We start from the raw sequence: 20,334 nt of genomic DNA, 5'->3' as shown, positions 1-20,334 counted from the left end.
GATTTCATGCCGCGCCCGCGCCGGGCGCGAGACCTGACATTTTGAGGTTGTTTTGACTGATATCCACGATATTGAATCGTCCGCGCCTGCCGTGCAGGCGGCGCGTGCCGACGATGCGCCCGAGCAGGGCGCCGCGGGCGGCGACGAGCGTCCCCGCCGCGGTCTGCGGCGCGGCCCGCGCAGCCTGATTGCGCGCCGCCGTGCGGCGGCCAAGTCGAAGGGCGCCGAGGGCGCGCCGCAGGGCGACGAAGGGGCCGATGCGCCCGCCGAGGCAGCGGAAGCGCAGCAGCCGGCGCGTGCGCCGCGCAAGGAAGGCGCGGCGAAGGGCGGGCGCAAGCCGGCGGCCAAGCGCGAAGGCGGCGCGGCGCGCCAGGGCGGCCAGAGCAAGCGCGGTGGTGGCGCAGGTGCGGCGAGCGCCGCGGGCGACGCTGTACAGGACGACCTGTTCGCGTACGTGACGTCGCCGGCTTTCGACGCGGACAACGCTGCGGCGGGCAGTGGCGTACGTGCACCGATGCTGCGGCGTGGCCGCAACCAGCCGGCGAACAAGCGCGTGCTGTCGCCGGACGACGACGCGCCGAAGCTCCACAAGGTGCTGGCGGAGGCCGGCATGGGCTCGCGCCGTGAGATGGAAGAGCTGATCATCGCCGGCCGCGTGTCGGTGAACGGCGAACCGGCGCACATCGGCCAGCGCATCATGCCGACCGACCAGGTGCGGATCAACGGCAAGCCGGTCAAGCGCAAGCTGCCGAACAAGCCGCCGCGCGTGCTGCTGTACCACAAGCCGACGGGTGAAATCGTCAGCCATGCGGATCCGGAAGGCCGTCCGTCGGTGTTCGATCGCCTGCCGCCGATGAAGACGGCCAAATGGCTCGCGGTCGGCCGGCTCGATTTCAATACCGAAGGCCTGCTGATGCTGACGACGTCGGGCGACCTTGCGAACCGCTTCATGCACCCGCGCTACAGCGTCGAGCGCGAGTATGCGGTGCGGGTGGTCGGCGAACTCACCGAAGGCAATCGGCAAAAGCTGCTGCACGGCGTCGAGCTGGACGACGGCCCCGCAAACTTCCTGCGCATCCGCGATGGCGGCGGCGAAGGCACGAATCACTGGTATCACGTTGCGCTGGCCGAAGGCCGCAATCGTGAAGTGCGCCGGATGTTCGAGGCGGCCGGCCTGATGGTGAGCCGCCTGATTCGTACGCGTCACGGCCCGATCCCGCTGCCGCGCGGCCTGAAGCGCGGCCGCTGGGAAGAGCTCGACGAGGCGCAGGTGCGCAAGCTGATGGCGACCGTCGGCCTGAAGGCGCCGACGGAAGAGAAGGGCGGCAAGCGCGCCGGCGGCCAGGCCGAACGCCGCCAGCCGGATCCGATGCAGACGTCGATGGGCTTCATCGGCCGCGAGCCGGTGCTGACGACGCACGGTAACCTCGACCAGCCGCGGCGTGGCCCGCGGCGCGGCGCCACCGGCGGCTTCGCCGGCCCGAGCGGTTACGGCGGCGGCATGCCGGGGATGTCGGGCGGCGGCTATGGCGGCCAGCGCACCGGTGGCCGTGACGTCGACGGCAACCGCGCGTCGTACGGCGCTGGCGGCAACAAGCGCGGCGGCGCTGGTGCCGGTGCCGGCAAGGGCGGCGGCGGCCGCAACCCGAACGGCAATCGCGCGGAAGGCGCCGGCAACGGCGGCGCGCGCGGCGGTCAGCGTCCGCAGCGCAATCGTTCACGCGGCCGCTGAGTCGCGTATCGCGGTGCAATATGCTCCGCCTCGCCGGCAAAATCGGTGTGAAGTACCGGTTTTACCGGCGAGCGCTTGGCGTTTGCACCAAAAATCGCTATAATCGCGAAGTCGCTGGGCGTACGGATTTGATGTGCGGCTCAGGTGCGACCACCGGTAAGAAGATGGGCGTTCCGCCCATTTTTTTTTGCTGAAACGGTTAGGCATCTCGGGTAGCGCTTCCTGCGCCGGCTAAGGCGCGCGCCCGCGGGTGAATTCGCGAGCGGCGGGCGCGAACACCTGAGAGGGCACTGTGCAACTGACGGAACTGATAGAAACCACGGTCACCGGACTCGGCTACGAGCTGGTGGATCTCGAGCGCACCGGGCGCGGCATGCTTTGCATCTATATCGACCAGCCTGCCGGCATTTCGCTCGACGATTGCGAAAAGGTCACGCGTCAGCTCCAGCACGTCTTGACGGTCGAAAACATCGATTACGAACGGCTCGAAGTCTCGTCCCCGGGGCTCGACCGCCCGTTGAAGAAGCTGGCCGACTTCGAGCGCTTCGCCGGCAGCGAAGTCTCCGTGACCCTGAAAAAGCCGCTGGATGGGCGCAAGACCTACCGGGGCATTCTGCATGCGCCGAATGGCGAAACGATCGGTTTGGAATTTGAGAGGAAGAAGGGCGAGGCGGCCATGCTGGATTTCACGCTGGCAGACATCGACAAAGCCCGCCTGATTCCGCAAGTTGACTTTAGGAGCCGCAAATAATGAGTCGCGAAGTGTTGATGCTGGTGGATGCGCTGGCGCGCGAGAAAAACGTCGACAAGGATGTCGTGCTGGGCGCCCTCGAGGCGGCGCTCGCTTCGGCGTCCAAGAAGCTGTTCGACGAAGGCGCCGAAATCCGCGTCCATATCGATCGCGAAAGCGGCGAGCACGAAACCTTCCGTCGCTGGCTCGTCGTGCCTGACGAAGCCGGCCTGCAGGAGCCGGATCGCGAGATCCTGCTGTTCGAGGCACGTGAGCAGAAGTCTGACGTCGAAGTCGGCGACTACATCGAGGAGTCGGTGCCGTCGATCGAGTTCGGCCGCATCGGCGCGCAGGCTGCGAAGCAGGTGATCCTGCAGAAAGTGCGCGACGCCGAGCGCGAGCAGATCCTGAACGACTACCTCGAGCGCGGCGAAAAGATCATGACGGGCACGGTGAAGCGCCTGGACAAGGGCAACTTCATCGTCGAATCGGGCCGTGTCGAGGCGCTGCTGCGCCGCGACCAGCTGATCCCGAAGGAAAACCTGCGCGTGGGCGACCGCGTGCGCGCGTACATCGCGAAGGTCGACCGCACTGCGCGCGGCCCGCAGATCGAGCTGTCGCGCACCGCGCCGGAATTCCTGATGAAGCTGTTCGAAATGGAAGTGCCGGAGATCGAGCAGGGCCTGCTCGAGATCAAGGCGGCGGCGCGCGACCCGGGCGTGCGCGCGAAGATCGGCGTCATCGCGTATGACAAGCGGATCGATCCGATCGGCACCTGCGTCGGCATTCGCGGCTCGCGCGTGCAGGCCGTGCGCAACGAGCTCGGTGGCGAAAATATCGACATCGTGCTATGGTCGGAGGATCCCGCCCAGTTCGTGATCGGCGCGCTCGCGCCGGCAGCCGTCCAGTCGATCGTCGTCGATGAAGAAAGACATTCGATGGACGTCGTCGTCGACGAAAACGAACTCGCTGTCGCGATCGGCCGCAGCGGTCAGAACGTTCGCCTTGCCAGCGAACTGACCGGCTGGCAGATCAACATCATGACGCCGGACGAGTCCGCCCAGAAGCAGGGTGAAGAACGCGACAGGCTGCGTGCGTTGTTCATGGCGCGTCTCGACGTCGACGAAGAAGTTGCCGACATCCTGATCGACGAAGGCTTCACGAGCCTCGAAGAGATCGCTTACGTGCCGCTCAACGAAATGCTCGAGATCGAGGCATTCGACGAGGATACCGTGCACGAGCTGCGCAACCGCGCGCGTGACGCGCTGCTGACGATGGCGATCGCGAACGAAGAAAAGGTCGAAAACGCAGCGCTGGATCTGAAGAGCCTCGACGGCATCACGCCGGAGTTGCTCTCGAAGCTGGCCGAACACGGTGTGGCCACGCGCGACGATCTCGCGGAGCTGGCAGTGGATGAACTGGTCGACTTGACCGGGATGGAAGAGGATGCCGCTAAGGCGTTGATCATGAAAGCACGTGAACATTGGTTCCAGTGAGAAATGACCATGGCGCACTGATTTGATGGCGGCCGGAAGGCCTGACCCGATGCTAACCGCAAGGAATCGGTCCTTGCACTAAGAGGAATGAATGGCGAGTAACAACGTAGCCCAATTTGCCGCGGAACTGAAAATGCCTGCTGGTGTGCTGCTCGAACAGCTGCAGGCAGCGGGCGTCCAGAAAGCGAGTGAAGACGATGCGCTGTCCGAGGCGGACAAGGCGCGTCTGCTCGATCATTTGCGCAAGTCGCACGGCGCGACCGATGGCGACAAGCGCAAGATCACGCTGACCCGCAAGCATACGTCGGAGATCAAGCAGTCCGACGCGACGGGCAAGGCTCGCACCATTCAGGTCGAGGTCCGCAAGAAGCGTACGTTCGTCAAGCGCGACGACGTGAGCGATGTCGCGGATCAGGGTCAGGCGCAGGCCGCCGAAGCGGATGACGATGCGGAACTGAAGCGTCGCGAGGAAGAAGCGCGCCGCGAGGCCGAGCTGCTCGAGAAGCAGGCGCAGGAACTGCGCGAGCGCCAGGAGCGCCTCGAACGCGAGGAAGCCGAGCGCCGCGCCCGCGAGGAAGCGGCCGAAGCGGAGCGTCGCCGCGCCGAGGAAGAGGCCGCCACGAAGCGTGCCGCGGCGGAAGCCGCGGCGGCGAAGCAGGCGGCTGCCCAGCAGGAGCAGGTGGCTGCACGGCAGGCTGCCGCAGCGGAGCAGGAAGCGCGCACGCAGTCGTCGCAGGACGAAGAGCGTGCCGCAGCCGAACGCGCCGCCCAGCGCGAAGCCGCGAAGAAGGCCGAGGATGCTGCTCGCGAAGCGGCTGACAAGGCACGCGCCGAGCAGGAAGAGATCAGCAAGCGCCGCGCGGCCGCCGAGGCCGAAGCGCGTGCGATCCGCGAAATGATGAACACGCCGCGCAAGGCGGTGGTCAAGGCCGTCGAACCGCCGAAGCCGGCGGAACCGGCGAAGCCGGCCGAAGCCAAGGGCACGCTGCACAAGCCGGCCAAGCCGGCGGGTGAAGGCGCACAAGCGCGTCCGGCGGCGAAGAAGCCGGCCGGCGCAGCGCCTGCGACCACCCAGGCGCCGGCAGGCGCGGGCGACCGCAACAAGAAGCCGGGCGCTGGCAAGGGCGGCTGGCAGGACGACGCCGCGAAGCGTCGCGGCATCAAGACCCGCGGCGATTCGAGCGGCGGTGTCGACCGCGGCTGGCGCGGCGGCCCGAAGGGGCGCGGCCGTCACCAGGACAGCGCATCGTCGTTCCAGGCGCCGACCGAACCGATCGTCCGTGAAGTGCACGTTCCGGAAACCATCTCGGTGGCCGACCTCGCGCACAAGATGTCCGTCAAGGCATCCGAAGTCATCAAGGTGATGATGAAGATGGGCCAGATGGTCACGATCAACCAGGTGCTGGACCAGGAAACGGCGATGATCATCGTCGAGGAACTGGGCCATCGCGCGGTTGCCGCGAAGCTGGACGATCCGGAAGCGCTGCTCGTCGAAGGCGAGACCGGCACGGATGCGGAACAGCTGCCGCGTCCGCCGGTCGTCACGGTGATGGGTCACGTCGACCACGGCAAGACCTCGCTGCTCGACTACATCCGTCGCGCGAAGGTGGCGGCGGGCGAAGCGGGCGGCATTACGCAGCACATCGGCGCGTATCACGTCGACACGCCGCGTGGTGTCGTCACGTTCCTCGACACCCCCGGTCACGAGGCGTTCACGGCCATGCGTGCGCGCGGCGCGAAGGCGACCGACATCGTCATTCTGGTGGTCGCGGCCGACGACGGCGTGATGCCGCAGACGAAGGAAGCGATCTCGCACGCGAAGGCGGGCGGCGTGCCGATCGTCGTCGCGATCAACAAGATCGACAAGCCGGAAGCGAACCCCGACCGCGTCAAGCAGGAACTGGTCGCGGAAGGCGTCGTGCCGGAAGAGTACGGCGGCGATTCGCCGTTCGTGCCGGTGTCGGCGAAGACGGGCGCGGGCATCGACGATCTGCTCGAGAACGTGCTGCTGCAGGCCGAAGTGCTGGAACTGAAGGCACCGGTCGAGGCGCCGGCCAAGGGTATCGTGATCGAAGCGAAGCTCGACAAGGGCAAGGGCCCGGTCGCGACGATGCTGGTGCAGTCCGGTACGCTGAACCGCGGCGATATCGTGCTCGCAGGCACGGCGTACGGCCGCGTCCGTGCGATGCTCGACGAGAACGGCAAGCCGACGAAGGAAGCCGGCCCGTCGATTCCGGTCGAGATCCAGGGTCTGTCGGAAGTCCCGGGCGCCGGCGAGGAAGTGATCGTGCTGCCGGACGAGCGCAAGGCGCGCGAAATCGCGCTGTTCCGCCAGGGCAAGTTCCGCGACGTGAAGCTGGCGAAGCAGCAGGCCGCGAAGCTGGAAAGCATGCTCGAACAGATGGGCGAAGGCGAAGTGCAGAACCTGCCGCTCATCATCAAGGCGGACGTGCAGGGCTCGCAGGAAGCGCTGGTGCAGTCGCTGCTCAAGCTGTCGACCGACGAAGTGCGCGTGCAGATCGTGCACAGCGCGGTGGGCGGCATCAGCGAAAGCGACGTCAACCTGGCGACGGCCTCGAAGGCGGTCATCATCGGCTTCAACACCCGTGCCGACGCACAGGCGCGCAAGCTCGCCGAGTCGAACGGCATCGACATCCGTTACTACAACATCATCTATGACGCCGTGGATGAGGTGAAGGCGGCCATGTCGGGCATGCTGGCACCGGAGAAGCGCGAAGTCGTGACCGGCATGGTCGAGGTGCGCCAGGTGTTCAAGGTGCCGAAGATCGGCGCGGTCGCGGGCTGTATGGTCACGGACGGCGTGGTCAAGCGTACGTCGTCGGTGCGCGTGCTGCGCAACAACGTCGTGATCTTCACCGGCGAACTCGAATCGCTGAAGCGCTTCAAGGACGACGTCAAGGAAGTCCGACAAGGCTTCGAGTGCGGTATGTCGGTGAAGAACTTCAACGACATCGTCGAAGGCGACCAGTTCGAAGTCTTCGAAGTGACCGAAGTCGCGCGTACGCTGTAATCATCGCGCATCGGCTCATGGGCGGGGCAGGCTTGGGCCTGTCCCGCCCATTTTCATGGCGGCACGCAATGCGGGTCGCCAACTTTGCCCCGAATAACGGAGCACGGATCGATCATGTCCAGGAAACGTACTTCCCCCAATCGCAACGTGCAGATCGCCGACCAGATTCAGCGCGACCTGTCCGAACTCATCATGCGCGAGGTCAAGGATCCGCGCATCGGCATCGTGACCATCCAGAGCGTGGAACTCACGCCGGACTACGCGCACGCCAAGGTGTACTTCACGACGCTGACCGGCAAGCCAGCGGACACGCAGGAGGCGCTGAACCATGCGTCCGGCCATCTGCATAACCTGCTGTTCAAGCGCCTGCACATCCATACGGTGCCCACGCTGCATTTCCATTACGACCAGACGATCGAGAAGGCGGTGGCCATGTCGCGCCTGATCGAAGAGGCCAACGCAACGCGCGCGAAGGACGACGACGAAGCCGGCGCGGCGCCTGCAAAGGACGATTGAGTTCGCCCGGCCTATGACGAATGCAGCATCCCAACGTCCGCGCGTGCCCCGGCGCGCGCTGGACGGCGTCCTCCTGCTCGACAAGCCGGTCGGCCTGTCGAGCAACGATGCCCTGATTCGCGCCAAGCGCCTGTATCTTGCGAAGAAGGCCGGCCACACCGGCACGCTCGATCCGCTGGCGTCCGGCTTGTTGCCATTGTGTTTTGGCGACGCGACGAAGTTCTCGCAAGACCTGCTCGAAGCCGACAAGACCTACGAGGCGACGATGCGCCTCGGTGTGCGTACCGCCACCGGGGACGCGGAGGGCGAGGTGCTCGACACGCGCCCGGTCGAGTGCGATCGCGCGGCCGTGGATGCGGCGCTCGTGCGCTTTACCGGCGAGATCGTGCAGGTGCCGCCGATGTATTCGGCGCTCAAGCGCGACGGCAAGCCGCTCTATGAATATGCGCGCGCGGGCCAGACGGTCGAACGCGAAGGGCGTGCGGTCACGATCCACGTTCTCGAACTGCTGGCATGCGATCTGCCCGACGTGACGTTTCGCGTGACTTGCAGCAAGGGCACCTACGTGCGCACGCTGGCGGAAGACATCGGCGAGGCGCTCGGCTGCGGCGCGCACCTGACGATGCTGCGCCGTACCGGCGTCGGCGCGTTGACGCTCGATCACGCGGTGACGCTCGACACGCTGTCCGACGCCGATGCCGCGGCGCGCGACGCATGGCTGCAGCCGGTCGACGCGCTGCTGTCGACGTTCCCGCTGGTGCGTCTCGACGACGAATGCGCGAAGCGCTTCCTGCATGGCCAGCGCTTGCGCTTGTCTGAGCTCGGGACGATCGACGCGAACGAGGGGGAGCGGGTGCGCGTGTACGACGCGACGCGGCTGCTCGGCGTGGCCCGCGCGGCGAATGGCGTGCTGGCGCCCGAACGGCTCGTCGTAACTGCGGCGGCATGAGTTGAATCGAGGAAGCGGCGCATCCGCGTCGCAGGCAGCATGAAAAAAGGCCCGGTCGTTGTCGACCGGGCCTTTTGTTTTGTCGCGAGGTGTTCGGCGCTCAGTGCGCGGCCGATGCCGCCGCGCCTGCATCGCCGCCGCCCGCGCGTTCGGGCTTCGTGATCCAGATCAGCGCGATCAGCAGCACGAAGATCGCCGCCGAAATGTAGAACAGGTCGTTCACGCCGAGCTGCGCGGCCTGCTGCGTGGCCATGTTGTTGATGAGGCCATGCGCCTGCTGCTGGGTCAGGCCGAGGCTGCCCATCTGCGAGACGGCCTGGTTGAACGTCGGGTTGTACGCGTTCGCCTGCTCGACCAGTTGCGCGTGATGGAAGTTGTTCCGGTGATCCCACGCGGTCTGGAAGATCGACGTGCCGATGCCGCCGCACATGATCCGCACGAAGTTCGACAGGCCTGATGCCGCCGGAATGCGGTGGGCGGGCAGGCCGGACAGCGTGATCGACACGAGCGGGATGAAGAAGCCCGCCATCGCGATGCCCTGCACGAGCGTCGGCAGCGTCAGCGACCATTCGTCGACGCCGGTCGTGTAGCGGGAGCGCATCCAGAAGCACAGCGCAAAGATCAGGAACGACGCAGTCGAGATATAGCGGGGATCGGTGCGCGGCAGATACTTCCCGGTGAGCGGCGACAACAGGATCGCGAACAGTCCGACAGGCGCCATGACCAGGCCGGCGTCGGTCGCGGTGTAGCCGATCTGCGTCTGCAGCCACAGCGGCAGCAGCACGAGGTTGCCGAAGTAGAGGCCGTACCCGATCGACAGCGCCACCGTGCCGCCGGTGAAGTTCCGCATGCGGAACAGCGACAGGTCGACGACCGGATGCTCGGCGGTGAGTTCCCAGACGACGAAGAACGCGAACGCGATGGCGGCGGTCAGCGCGAGTACGATGATGGTCGTCGACGCGAACCAATCGAGATCCTTGCCCTTGTCGAGCATGATCTGCAGCGAGCCGACCCAGACGACGAGCAGCGCGAGGCCCACGCCGTCGATCGGCGCGCGGCGCACGGTCGATTCGCGCTTGCGGTAGATCATCCACGTCGCCGCCGCGGCGGCGATGCCGACCGGGATGTTGACGTAGAAGATCCACGGCCACGAGTAGTTGTCCGAAATCCATCCGCCGAGAATCGGGCCGGCGACGGGCGCGATCAGCGTCGTCATCGCCCAGAGCGCAAGCGCCATCGGCGCCTTCGCGCGCGGGTAGCTCGACAGCAGCAGCGCTTGCGACAGCGGGATCATCGGACCCGCGACGGCGCCCTGCAGCACGCGCGACGCGAGCAGGAACGGCAGCGACGGCGAGAGCCCGCACATCCACGACGAGATGACGAACAGGATGATCGACGCGAGGAACAGTCGAACCTGCCCGAAGCGATCGGTGAGCCAGCCGGTGAGCGGCACGGAGATCGCGTTCGCGACCGCGAACGACGTGATGACCCACGTGCCCTGATCGGACGACACGCCGAGATCGCCCGAGATCGTCGGGATTGCGACGTTCGCGATCGACGTGTCGAGCACGTTCATGAACACGGCGAGCGACACCGCGATCGTGCCGATCAGGAGCTGCCCGCCCTGCAAGGGCGGGTGGGAGACAGGAGTCTGTGCCATGTCGGTTGTTTTCCGGGAACGGCGCGCTTACATCATCTTCGCGATGCCGCTCGGCTTCGCCGCGGCCGGCGCCGGCGTACCGGTGCCCGCGTTCTCCGCGATGATGCGCGCGATCTCGGCGTTGGCTTCGTCGCCGTACTTCGCGAACACGTCGGTCTGGTAGACCGTGTTCCGCACGTTGCCGAGCTGGTTGCCGCTTTCGTCCTTGATGTCGACGTCGACCTGCATCGACAGGCCGATCCGCAGCGGATGCTTGTCGAGGTCCTTCGGATCGAGCTCGATCCGCACCGGCAGGCGCTGCACGACCTTGATCCAGTTGCCGGTCGCGTTCTGCGCCGGCAGCAGCGAGAACGCCGAGCCGGTGCCGGCCGAGAAGCCGACGACCTTGCCGTGATAGACGAACGACGAGCCGTAGATGTCGGCCGTCAGCTCGACCGGCTGGCCGATGCGCATGTGTTTGAGCTGGACTTCCTTGAAGTTCGCGTCGACCCACACGGAATTCAGCGGCACGACCGACATCAGCGGCGTGCCGGGCGACACGCGCTGGCCGACCTGCACCGAACGCTTCGCGACGTAGCCGGTGACGGGCGCGGGCAGCGTGTTGCGCGCGTTCGCGAGATACGCGTCGCGGACCTTCGCGGCGGACGCGAGCACGTTCGGGTGCGTCGCGATCGTGGTGTTCGCGGTCAGCGCGCGGTTCGACGCGAGCTGCTGCTGCGCGGTGTCGAGCGATGCCTGCGCGGCCTTCACCGAGTCACGCGCGTGCGAGATCTCTTCCTGCGACACGGCGCCCGTCTGCGCGACCGAGACGCGGCGGCGCAGGTCGTCCTCGGCGCGCGACAGATCCGACTGGCGCAGCGCGACCTGCGCGCGATACTGGTCGTCGTTGACGAACAGGCCGCGCACCTGGCGCACCGTCTGCGCGAGGTTCGCTTCAGCCTGCTGCAGCGCGACCTGCGAATCGGCCGGGTCGAGCACCACGAGCGGATCGCCGGCCTTGACCGTCTGCGTGTCGTCGGCCTTCACCGCGACGACCGTACCGACGACCTGCGGCGTAATCTGCACGACGTTGCCGTTGACGTACGCATCGTCGGTCGACTCGTGGAAGCGCGCGACGAGGAAGTAGTACAGCCCGTACGCGATGGCCGCGATCACGATGACCGCGACGAGCAGCGTCATCATCCGTTTGCGCTTGACGTTGCTTTGCGGCTGGGCGCTGGCGGCGTTTTGTTGAGGGTCGCTCATGGCGATTTTCTCCGTCCGTTGATTCGAGTGTCTGCGTTGTGATTGGGCCGGTTCAGTTCGCGGCCTGTTGTGTGGTCTTCGCCTGCGCGGCGCGGTCGGCATCGGGCGCGGCGAGGCGGGTGCCGGTGGCGTCGAAGCCGCCGCCGAGCGCGTTGATCAGCGCGAACTGCATGTCGCGGCGCCGCATCTTCAGGTTGGTCACGGTCTGCTCCGACGCGAGCCGGTTGCTGTCCGCGTTCAGCACCTGCAGTTGCGGCGACAGGCCGGCCTTGTAGCGGATCACGGCCAGGTCGTAGGCGCGCGTCGATGCGTCGAGCGCGCGCTGCGCGTCGTCCATCTGCCTGTCGACAGCGCGGATCGACGCGACCTGCGTCGCGACGTCGTTCATTGCACCGATCAGCGTCTGGTTGTAGTTCGCGACGGACAGGTCGAAGTCCGCATAGCGGCCCTTGAGTTGCGCGCGCAGCGCGCCGCCGTCGAAGATCGGCAGGTGGATCGCGGGGCTGAACTGCGCCTGGCGGCTCGCGAAGTTCAGGAATTTGCCCCAGCCGAACGCATCGAAGCCGAAGCCCGCCGCGAGGTTCACGTCGGGGTAGAACTCGGCCTTCGCTTCCTTCACGTCGTGCATCGCGGCTTCGACCTGCCAGCGCGCGGCGACGATGTCCGGACGGCGCGACACGAGGTCGGCCGGCAGGTTGTCGGGCAGCGCGACGGCGCCGCCCGGGTTCAGCACCGGCGGTGCGATCTGCAGCCCGCGGTCAGGCCCCTTGCCGAGCAGCGCGGCGAGCTGGTAGCGCACCGTCGTGATCTGGCCTTCGAGGTCGGACAGCGACGCCTGGGTGGTCGCGATGTTGCCGCGCGCGGTCTGGCGTTCGACGTTGGTGTCGAGGCCGGCCGACACGCGGCCGTCGGTGATCTTGCCGACCGTCTGGCGGTTGGCGATCTCGCGCTGCGCGATGTCGCGCAGCGCATAGAGCTGCGCGAGCGAGTTGTAGGTGCGCGCGATCGACGACGCAAGCGTGACGCGCGCTTGCTGCATGTCGGCCTCGGCCGCCTTTTCCTGCGACACGGCCGTGTGCAGGCGCTCGCGGTTCTTGCCCCACAGGTCGAGGTCCCACGACGCGCTCGCGAGCGCGTTGTTCTCGCTGTACCACTGGCCGCCCAGCGGCGGCGGGAAGAGTGCGTTGCTCGAGTAGAGCTGGCGGTTCCACGTGTACTTGGCGTCGACCCGCGGCATCAGCGTCGAGCGCGACGATTCGATATACGACGACGCCTTCGCGATCCGCGCCTGCGCCTGGGCGATCGACGGATTGCCGGCGAGCGCCTCGTCGATCAGCTTCGGCAATTGCGGATCGCCGAACTGGGCAGCCCAGTCGAGCGACGGCCACTTGCCGCCTTCGGCGGGCAGGCTCTGCGCGGTTTCGAATTGCGACGCGGGAGCGATCTGCTTGTCGCTCTTGATGCCGAAGTAGTTTGCGCAGCCGGCCAGCGCCAGCGCGGCGACGGCGGCGGCGACGGCGGTACGGCACGATCCGGCACGCACGGGCAACGGGGAGGATTTCATCGCGCTGATCCCTGACTCGGAATGAATGATGGACACTGCAAGGATTTCCTTACATTAATCTGTCAAAGATGGTTGTTATGGCAATTATTACGGCGCACTGCAGCCGGTTGTCTCGCACGCATTGCCGAGAATGCGGCGCAGCATGCTTTTCAGGAAGCCGACTTCTTCCGGCGTGAAGCCGTCCAGCAACTGGTCGAGCACGCTGCGGAAGATGGGCGGCAGCCGTTCGGCGAGCGCGCGCCCTTCGTCGGTCAGTTCGAGCCGCACGACGCGCCGGTCCTCGACGCTGCGCACGCGGGACAGCAGGCCACGCTTCTCGACGCGGTCGAGCAGGCGTGTGACCGCGCTTGCGTCGATCCCGTACTCGCGGGCGAGCTCGGCGGCCGTCGAGCATTTGCCGACCGCGATCATGAACAGCATGCTGGCCTGCGTGCCGGTGATGCCGAGTTCGCCTTGCGTGCGCTGCGACACGAGGTTGGTCATCAGCGATTTCACGCGCGACATCAGGTAGCCGACGCTATCGTTCACCTGATAGGTCGACAGTGACACGGGCTGCGATTGGGGAGAGGTGGAATCCGACATAAAACCATGAAACTGCAATAGTTGACTAGGCAGCAGTGTAGGCGCAAATGCTTGTCACGGCAAATGTTGGCGCATGTTAATCGAACGATCGAACGCCTGCTCGCCCGCTGCTCAATGTCCTACAGCCCAGAGGGTTTTTCTCCGAAGGGCGGGCGGCGGCGCGGGGCGGGCGCCCGGCGCATTCGTCGGCAAGCGCTCGCGGGTCCGTTTTGTTGCGGCGCAGCGTGCAGACCGCCGGTGTCATTCTCACGTGCTATAATTTCAGGCTTTCCAAGCTGCATCACGCACGCACGTGTCGAACGGGCGTGCGTATTTGCGCATCCAAACGATTTTCAGGTTCATATGACCCGCGCCCTTCGCAACATCGCCATCATCGCTCACGTCGACCACGGCAAGACGACGCTCGTCGACCAACTGCTTCGCCAGTCCGGCACCTTCCGCGACAACCAGCAAGTCGCCGAGCGGGTGATGGACTCGAACGACATCGAAAAGGAGCGCGGGATCACGATTCTCGCGAAGAACTGCGCGGTCGAATACGAAGGCACGCACATCAACATCGTCGACACCCCGGGGCACGCGGACTTCGGCGGTGAAGTCGAGCGCGTGCTGTCGATGGTCGACTCGGTGCTGCTGCTCGTCGACGCGGTCGAGGGCCCGATGCCGCAGACCCGCTTCGTCACGAAGAAGGCGCTCGCGCTCGGCCTGAAGCCGATCGTCGTGGTCAACAAGATCGACCGTCCGGGTGCGCGCATCGACTGGGTGATCAACCAGACCTTCGACCTGTTCGACAAGCTCGGCGCGACCGAAGAGCAGCTCGACTTCCCGATCGTCTACGCGTCGGGCCTGAACGGCTACGCGTCGCTCGACCCGGCTGCGCGCGAAGGCGACATGCGCCCGCTGTTCGAGGCGATCCTCCAGCACGTGCCGGTGCGTCCGGCCGATCCGGAAGCGCCGCTGCAGCTGCAGATCACGTCGCTCGACTATTCGACGTATGTCGGCCGGATCGGCGTCGGCCGCATCACGCGCGGCCGCATCAAGCCGGGCCAGCCGGTCGTGATGCGCTTCGGCCCGGAAGGCGACGTGCTGAACCGCAAGATCAACCAGGTGCTGTCGTTCAAGGGGCTCGAGCGCGTGCAGGTCGAGTCGGCCGAAGCGGGCGACATCGTGCTGATCAACGGTATCGAAGACGTCGGCATCGGCGCGACGATCTGCGCGGTCGATACGCCGGAAGCGCTGCCGATGATCACCGTCGACGAGCCGACGCTGACGATGAACTTCCTCGTCAACTCGTCGCCGCTCGCGGGCCGTGAAGGCAAGTTCGTGACGAGCCGCCAGATCCGCGACCGCCTGATGAAGGAACTGAACCACAACGTCGCGCTGCGCGTGCGCGATACGGGCGACGAAACGGTGTTCGAAGTGTCGGGCCGCGGCGAACTGCACCTGACGATTCTCGTCGAGAACATGCGCCGCGAAGGCTACGAGCTGGCCGTGTCGCGTCCGCGCGTCGTGATGCAGGAAATCGACGGCGCGAAGCACGAGCCGTACGAACTGCTGACGGTCGACCTCGAGGACGAGCACCAGGGCGGCGTGATGGAAGAACTCGGCCGCCGTAAGGGCGAGATGCTCGACATGGCGTCGGACGGCCGCGGCCGTACGCGCCTGGAGTACAAGATCTCGGCGCGCGGCCTGATCGGCTTCCAGAGCGAATTCCTGACGCTCACGCGCGGCACGGGCCTGATGAGCCACATCTTCGACTCGTACGCACCGGTCAAGGACGGCTCGGTCGGCGAGCGCCGCAACGGCGTGCTGATCTCGCAGGACGACGGCGCGGCCGTGGCGTATGCGCTGTGGAAGCTGCAGGATCGCGGCCGCATGTTCGTGAAGCCGGGCGATGCGCTCTATGAGGGCATGATCATCGGCATCCACAGCCGCGACAACGACCTCGTCGTGAATCCGATCAAGGGCAAGCAGCTGACCAACGTGCGTGCGTCGGGTACCGACGAAGCCGTGCGTCTCGTACCGCCGGTCCAGATGTCGCTGGAGTACGCGGTCGAGTTCATCGATGACGACGAACTCGTCGAGGTCACGCCGCAGTCGATCCGCCTGCGCAAGCGCTTCCTGAAGGAGCACGAGCGTCGCCGCGCGAGCCGCGAAGGCGCGGTCGACTGATGCGCGCCGGAGCGATCCGGGCATCATGAAAAAAGCCGCCTTCGGGCGTAATGCCGTTCAGTTAAGCAACTGAACGGCATTTTTGTTTTGGGGAGGGAGCGGTTGTAAACGCCGCGCTGAGGTGTTAACTTTTGGCGCGATGCTCTCTAGCCACCTGACCTACCTGCTCTCTGCCCAACAGCGCGCCCCGGACCTGAGCCGGCTGGCGGAGCATTTGCCGCACGAGTGGATCGAGCATGCGGTCGAGGCGACGGGCGCCGCAAGCATTCGGCGTCGGCGCCTGCCGGCCGAACAAGTGGTCTGGCTGGTGATCGCCTTGGCGATGTACCGGCACTGGTCGATCAATGAGGTACTCGATAGTCTCGATCTGGCTCTGCCCAACGAGGCCGCCCCCTTCGTCAGCAAGAGTGCCGTGGTGCAGGCGCGCCAGCGTGTTGGCGAAGCACCGCTGGCGTGGCTGTTCGAACGGACAGCATGGGCGTGGACCACACAGGACGCGGCACGCCATACATTCAAGGGATTGAGTCTGTGGGCGATGGACGGCACCACGCTGCGCACGGCTGACAGCCCAGCCAATCGTGAGCACTTTGGCGCACAACGTTATGCCAGCGGCAAGGTGGCCAGCTACCCGCAGGTGCGAGCGGTCACGCTGACCGCCATCCCGACGCATCTGGTGGCCGATATCAACTTCGGCGTCTACGACACCAACGAAATGGTGTACGCCCAGGACCTGCTGCCACAGATACCGGACAATTCACTGACGGTATTCGACAAGGGCTTTCTGGCCGCTCGGATCCTGTGCGGCCTGTCGATGAATGGGCGCAACCGCCACTTCCTGATTCCAGCTAAATCCCATACGCGATGGGACGTGATCGACGGCACACCGGACGATGCGATGGTACGCATGCGCGTCTCCCCGCAGGCGCGCAAACAATCCCCCGAACTGCCGGAGTTTTGGCAGGCCCGCGCGATTCGCACAATCGATACACGCGGCCGCGAGCGCGTGCTGCTGACCTCGTTGGACGATCGTCAACGCTTCAAGCCGGCCGATATCGTCGCCTGCTATGAGCGCCGTTGGCAGATCGAAACCAGCTACCGGGAATTGAAACAGTCACTACTCGGGGCGGAGTTGACCTTGCGCAGCCGGACCGTCGAAGGGGTCTACCAGGAGATCTGGGGCGCGTTGATCGCCTATAACCTGATCCGCCGCGAGATTGCCAGCGCCGCGTGGCAAGCGAAGCTCGATCCGACCGATATCAGCTTCGTACGAGCCTTCCACGTCATCCAGCACGAAATGATGTGGGCCGCCGTGACACCTGCGTTCGGCAAGATACCTGCGTGGCTCAACCGTCTGCACGCTCGGCTTGCATTCGAGACCGTGGAAAAACAACGGGGGCGTGAATGCCCCCGTGTGGTCAAAGCCCGGCCCCAGCGCTACTACGTTCGGCACATAAAAGAGCCTTAACTGAACGGCATTACGCCTTCGGGCGGCTTTTTCGCATCCGCGCGACGTGCAATCGGCGTGCCTGCAAAACACTCTTTCACGGGGGCTGGGCAATCGGGCCAAACCCCCGCCGCGCCTCGCTTTTGCATGGTTGTGCATGAACTCCTGTATTGGTTCTGTGATATGCTGCGCGCACGCAAGTTTTAGGTCCTTCCAAGCAAGACTTGATTCGCAATCCGCTAAACGGTCAGGCCGTGTCGCGGAAGGTTGAGCAACCCGCTATTTCTCGAGAAGCTCGAAGAAAGGTGAGCGTAAAAATGTCAGATGTAATGAAGCAGTTTCAGCTGAACTCCTATCTGTTCGGCGGCAATGCTTCGTACGTAGAAGAACTGTACGATGCATATCTCGATAATCCGGCGTCAGTGCCCGAGAACTGGCGAGAGTATTTCGACGCGTTGCAGAATGTGCCTGCAACGGACGGTTCGAACGCCAGCGACGTGGCGCACCACCCGATCGTCGAGTCGTTCGCCCAGCGTGCGAAGGCCAATGCCTTCATCCCGCGCGAAAGCGGCGGCAACCTGGCGACTGCACGCAAGCAGGTCCACGTCCAGTCCCTCATCAGCGCTTATCGCTTCCTTGGCTCGCAATGGGCCAATCTCGATCCCCTGAAGCGTCGCGAACGTCCCGCCATTCCCGAACTCGAACCCGCGTTCTACGACTTCTCCGAGGCCGACCTCGACCAGACGTTCAGCGCGAGCAACCTGTACTTCGGTTTCGACCAGGCTTCGCTGCGCGACATCGTCAAGGGCCTGCGCGACACGTACTGCGGCACGATCGGCGCCGAGTACATGTACATCAGCGATCCGGAGCAGAAGCGCTGGTGGCAGGAGCGCCTGGAGTCGACCCGTGCGACGCCGAGCTTCTCGGCAGACGAGAAGAAGCACATCCTGAACCGCCTGACGGCCGCTGAAGGCCTCGAGCGCTACCTGCACACCAAGTACGTCGGCCAGAAGCGCTTCTCGCTCGAAGGCGGCGAAAGCTTCATCGCGGCGATGGACGAAGTCGTCCAGCACTCGGGCAAGAAGGGCGTGCAGGAAATCGTCATCGGCATGGCCCACCGCGGCCGCCTGAACGTGCTCGTCAACACGCTCGGCAAGATGCCGGCCGACCTGTTCGCCGAATTCGAAGGCAAGCACGTCGACGACCTGCCGGCCGGCGACGTGAAGTACCACAAGGGCTTCTCGTCGGACGTGTCGACCGAAGGCGGCCCGGTCCACCTGTCGCTCGCGTTCAACCCGTCGCACCTCGAAATCGTGAACCCGGTGGTCGAAGGTTCCGCGAAGGCGCGGATGGACCGTCGCGGCGACGAAGACGGCCTGCAGGTGCTGCCGGTGCAGATCCACGGCGACGCGGCCTTCGCGGGCCAGGGCGTCGTGATGGAAACGCTGAACCTCGCGCAGACGCGCGGTTACGGCACGCACGGCACGCTGCACATCGTCATCAACAACCAGATCGGCTTCACGACGTCCGACCCGCGCGATGCGCGCTCGACGCTGTACTGTACCGACGTCGTCAAGATGATCGAGGCGCCGGTGCTGCACGTGAACGGCGACGATCCGGAAGCCGTGATCCTCGCGACGCAGATCGCGATTGACTACCGGATGCAGTTCCACAAGGATGTCGTGATCGACATCGTCTGCTTCCGCAAGCTGGGCCACAACGAGCAGGACACGCCGGCGGTCACGCAGCCGCTGATGTACAAGAAGATCGCACAGCACCCGGGCACCCGTGCGCTGTACGCCGAGAAGCTCGTGCAGCAGGGCGTGATCAGCGCGGACGACGCCGACGGCTACGTGAAGGCGTACCGCAAGGCGATGGACGACGGCCATCACACGATCGACCCGGTGCTCTCGAACTACAAGAGCAAGTACGCGGTCGACTGGATGCCGTTCCTGAACCGCAAGTGGACGGACGCAGCCGACACGGCCGTGCCGCTCGCCGAACTGAAGCGCCTCGGCGAACGCATCACGACCGTTCCGCAAGATTTCAAGGTTCACCCGCTCGTCGAGCGCGTGATCAACGACCGCCGCAACATGGCGCGCGGCGACCAGCCGCTCGACTGGGGCATGGCCGAGCACCTCGCGTTCGCGTCGCTCGTCGCATCGGGCTACTCGGTGCGCCTGACGGGCCAGGACTCGGGCCGCGGCACGTTCACGCACCGCCACGCGGTGCTGCACGACCAGAACCGCGAGCGCTGGAACGACGGCACGTACGTGCCGCTGCAGAACATCGCCGAAGGCCAGGCGAAGTTCACGGTGATCGACTCGGTGCTGTCGGAAGAAGCGGTGCTGGGCTTCGAATACGGCTACTCGACCGCCGAGCCGAACACGCTCGTGCTGTGGGAAGCGCAGTTCGGCGACTTCGTCAACGGCGCGCAGGTCGTGATCGACCAGTTCATCTCGTCGGGCGAAGTGAAGTGGGGCCGCGTGTCGGGTCTCACGATGCTGCTGCCGCACGGCTATGAAGGCCAGGGCCCGGAACACTCGTCGACCCGTATCGAGCGTTTCCTGCAACTGTGCGCGGATCACAACATGCAGGTCGTCCAGCCGACGACGCCGGCGCAGATCTTCCACCTGCTGCGCCGCCAGATGATCCGCCTGTTCCGCAAGCCGCTGATCATCGCGACGCCGAAGTCGCTGCTGCGTCACAAGGAAGCCGTGTCGGACCTGTCGGAACTGGCGAAGGGTTCGTTCCAGCCGGTGCTGGGCGAGATCGACGGCGGCATCGATGCGAAGAAGGTCAAGCGCGTGCTGGCCTGCTCGGGCCGCGTGTACTTCGACCTCGTCGCACATCGCCGCGAAGCGAAGGCGAACGACGTTGCGATCATCCGTATCGAACAGCTGTATCCGTTCGCGCACAAGCAGTTCGAAGCTGAGCTGAAGAAGTACGAGAACGCGACGGAAGTGGTCTGGGTGCAGGACGAGCCGCAAAACCAGGGCCCGTGGTTCTACGTCGAACACCACCTGAAGGAAGGCATGAAGGAAGGGCAAAAGCTGGCATACAGCGGCCGTCCGGCTTCGGCCTCGCCGGCAGTCGGCTATTACGCGAAGCACTACGAGCAGCAGAAGGCCCTCGTCGAAGGTGCATTCGGCCGCCTGAAGAGCGCGTCGATCGCGAAATAAGCGAAGGAAGCGAAACGGGAAAGCGCATCGCGCT

General features: G+C 65.5%; 13 protein-coding genes. 9 read left to right on the top strand and 4 right to left on the bottom strand.

Going from position 1 to position 20,334, the window contains the following annotated elements; all coding sequences use genetic code 11:
• The first annotated feature begins 52 nt into the window (after positions 1–52).
• The 6 genes from rluB to truB all read left to right on the top strand — a co-directional run bounded on the left by rluB (position 53) and on the right by truB (position 8,454).
• Positions 53–1,732 (top strand): 23S rRNA pseudouridine(2605) synthase RluB, encoded by a 1,680-nt coding sequence (rluB, locus tag ABFO07_RS11670; protein ID WP_059906147.1) that lies wholly within the window; start codon positions 53–55, stop codon positions 1,730–1,732.
• Positions 1,733–2,024: 292 nt separating this feature from the next.
• Positions 2,025–2,483 (top strand): ribosome maturation factor RimP, encoded by a 459-nt coding sequence (gene rimP, locus ABFO07_RS11665; RefSeq protein ID WP_006764492.1) that lies wholly within the window; start codon positions 2,025–2,027, stop codon positions 2,481–2,483.
• The gene (gene nusA, locus ABFO07_RS11660; protein WP_059886165.1) at positions 2,483–3,958 is read left to right on the top strand and encodes a transcription termination factor NusA; all 1,476 of its coding nucleotides are present in this window, start codon (positions 2,483–2,485) and stop codon (positions 3,956–3,958) included. Before rimP ends, nusA begins: the two co-directional genes overlap by 1 nt.
• 91 nt (positions 3,959–4,049) lie before the next feature.
• Positions 4,050–6,989 carry a translation initiation factor IF-2 gene (gene infB, locus ABFO07_RS11655; protein WP_059560148.1) on the top strand — a complete coding sequence of 980 codons (2,940 nt, stop codon included), beginning with the start codon at positions 4,050–4,052 and terminating at the stop codon, positions 6,987–6,989.
• 114 nt (positions 6,990–7,103) lie between these two features.
• Positions 7,104–7,505 carry a 30S ribosome-binding factor RbfA gene (gene rbfA, locus ABFO07_RS11650; RefSeq protein WP_059560151.1) on the top strand — a complete coding sequence of 134 codons (402 nt, stop codon included), beginning with the start codon at positions 7,104–7,106 and terminating at the stop codon, positions 7,503–7,505.
• A gap of 13 nt (positions 7,506–7,518) precedes the next feature.
• On the top strand, positions 7,519–8,454 hold the full coding sequence (gene truB, locus ABFO07_RS11645; RefSeq protein ID WP_347467265.1) for a tRNA pseudouridine(55) synthase TruB: 936 nt from the start codon (positions 7,519–7,521) through the stop codon (positions 8,452–8,454).
• A gap of 100 nt (positions 8,455–8,554) precedes the next feature.
• Here truB and ABFO07_RS11640 read toward each other — a convergent pair whose 3' ends face one another.
• The 4 genes from ABFO07_RS11640 to ABFO07_RS11625 all read right to left on the bottom strand — a co-directional run bounded on the left by ABFO07_RS11640 (position 8,555) and on the right by ABFO07_RS11625 (position 13,505).
• Positions 8,555–10,114, bottom strand: coding sequence for a DHA2 family efflux MFS transporter permease subunit (locus ABFO07_RS11640; RefSeq protein WP_347467263.1), 1,560 nt, complete (start codon positions 10,112–10,114; stop codon positions 8,555–8,557).
• 27 nt (positions 10,115–10,141) lie between these two features.
• Positions 10,142–11,359, bottom strand: coding sequence for an efflux RND transporter periplasmic adaptor subunit (locus tag ABFO07_RS11635; protein WP_059886161.1), 1,218 nt, complete (start codon positions 11,357–11,359; stop codon positions 10,142–10,144).
• 52 nt (positions 11,360–11,411) lie between these two features.
• Positions 11,412–12,923, bottom strand: coding sequence for an efflux transporter outer membrane subunit (locus ABFO07_RS11630; protein WP_059906154.1), 1,512 nt, complete (start codon positions 12,921–12,923; stop codon positions 11,412–11,414).
• 87 nt (positions 12,924–13,010) lie between these two features.
• Positions 13,011–13,505, bottom strand: a complete 495-nt coding sequence (locus ABFO07_RS11625; protein ID WP_059560164.1) for a MarR family winged helix-turn-helix transcriptional regulator — start codon at positions 13,503–13,505, stop codon at positions 13,011–13,013.
• Between the two features lie 342 nt (positions 13,506–13,847).
• On the opposite strand from ABFO07_RS11625, the gene typA reads away from it, so the two are divergent.
• The 3 genes from typA to ABFO07_RS11610 all read left to right on the top strand — a co-directional run bounded on the left by typA (position 13,848) and on the right by ABFO07_RS11610 (position 20,300).
• Positions 13,848–15,674, top strand: a complete 1,827-nt coding sequence (gene typA, locus ABFO07_RS11620; RefSeq protein ID WP_059886157.1) for a translational GTPase TypA — start codon at positions 13,848–13,850, stop codon at positions 15,672–15,674.
• A 139-nt stretch (positions 15,675–15,813) separates the two neighbouring features.
• Positions 15,814–17,139, top strand: coding sequence for an IS4 family transposase (locus ABFO07_RS11615; RefSeq protein WP_124492175.1), 1,326 nt, complete (start codon positions 15,814–15,816; stop codon positions 17,137–17,139).
• A 296-nt stretch (positions 17,140–17,435) separates the two neighbouring features.
• Positions 17,436–20,300: a 2-oxoglutarate dehydrogenase E1 component gene (locus ABFO07_RS11610; protein ID WP_059560172.1), complete on the top strand. Its 2,865-nt coding sequence runs from the start codon at positions 17,436–17,438 to the stop codon at positions 20,298–20,300.
• Positions 20,301–20,334: the final 34 nt, after the last annotated feature.

The organism is Burkholderia stagnalis (genome assembly GCF_039848545.1).
Lineage (GTDB): Bacteria > Pseudomonadota > Gammaproteobacteria > Burkholderiales > Burkholderiaceae > Burkholderia > Burkholderia stagnalis.
Note: the sequence above shows the minus strand (reverse complement) of the source record. Positions and strands in the feature narration are given on the sequence as shown.

What these genes read in the sequence shown, in the direction of transcription:
- nusA (WP_059886165.1), top strand. Translation starts at nt 2,483, where the DNA reads ATGAGTCGCGAAGTGTTGATGCTGGTGGATGCGCTGGCGCGCGAGAAA.
- infB (WP_059560148.1), top strand. Translation starts at nt 4,050, where the DNA reads ATGGCGAGTAACAACGTAGCCCAATTTGCCGCGGAACTGAAAATGCCT.
- rbfA (WP_059560151.1), top strand. Translation starts at nt 7,104, where the DNA reads ATGTCCAGGAAACGTACTTCCCCCAATCGCAACGTGCAGATCGCCGAC.
- truB (WP_347467265.1), top strand. Translation starts at nt 7,519, where the DNA reads ATGACGAATGCAGCATCCCAACGTCCGCGCGTGCCCCGGCGCGCGCTG.
- ABFO07_RS11640 (WP_347467263.1), bottom strand. Translation starts at nt 10,114, where the DNA reads ATGGCACAGACTCCTGTCTCCCACCCGCCCTTGCAGGGCGGGCAGCTC.
- ABFO07_RS11635 (WP_059886161.1), bottom strand. Translation starts at nt 11,359, where the DNA reads ATGAGCGACCCTCAACAAAACGCCGCCAGCGCCCAGCCGCAAAGCAAC.
- ABFO07_RS11630 (WP_059906154.1), bottom strand. Translation starts at nt 12,923, where the DNA reads ATGAAATCCTCCCCGTTGCCCGTGCGTGCCGGATCGTGCCGTACCGCC.
- ABFO07_RS11625 (WP_059560164.1), bottom strand. Translation starts at nt 13,505, where the DNA reads ATGTCGGATTCCACCTCTCCCCAATCGCAGCCCGTGTCACTGTCGACC.
- typA (WP_059886157.1), top strand. Translation starts at nt 13,848, where the DNA reads ATGACCCGCGCCCTTCGCAACATCGCCATCATCGCTCACGTCGACCAC.
- ABFO07_RS11615 (WP_124492175.1), top strand. Translation starts at nt 15,814, where the DNA reads ATGCTCTCTAGCCACCTGACCTACCTGCTCTCTGCCCAACAGCGCGCC.
- ABFO07_RS11610 (WP_059560172.1), top strand. Translation starts at nt 17,436, where the DNA reads ATGTCAGATGTAATGAAGCAGTTTCAGCTGAACTCCTATCTGTTCGGC.